Origin of the sequence: Mycobacterium ostraviense, assembly GCF_002705925.1 — a bacterium.
Lineage (GTDB): Bacteria > Actinomycetota > Actinomycetes > Mycobacteriales > Mycobacteriaceae > Mycobacterium > Mycobacterium ostraviense.
Genome location: NZ_NKRE01000128.1, coordinates 1 through 278, shown reverse-complemented (window position 1 = coordinate 278; position 278 = coordinate 1). Strand labels below are relative to the sequence as shown.

Here is a 278-nt window from a genome sequence, read left to right as displayed (position 1 = left end):
GCCTACACTATTGCCGTGTCCTTGCCCCCTTCGCCAATGAAATCCACCGCGTTGCTGACCCTGGCCTGCCTGTCGGCGCTGGCCGCCGTGGCCCAGGCGCAGGAGGCCGAGCCCCGCAACCGGGTGGTGATCGTGGAGAACGTGAAGTTCGACTACGCGCAGGTGCTGAACGTCGAGCCCGTGTTCCAGACCCTGCGCGCGACCCGCACCGAAGAACACTGCGAGCCGGTCTCGACCCGGACTCTGGCGCCGGTCAATGTCACCGGCGAGGAGCCGGT

Annotated in this window: 1 protein-coding gene; it reads left to right on the top strand. The window is 67.6% G+C overall.

The genetic code is table 11. The features are described from left to right. Nucleotides 1–36: 36 nt before the first annotated feature. Nucleotides 37–278, top strand: a 242-nt coding sequence (locus CDN38_RS33755; protein WP_204903269.1) for a hypothetical protein, incomplete at its 3' end; no start/stop codon positions are given.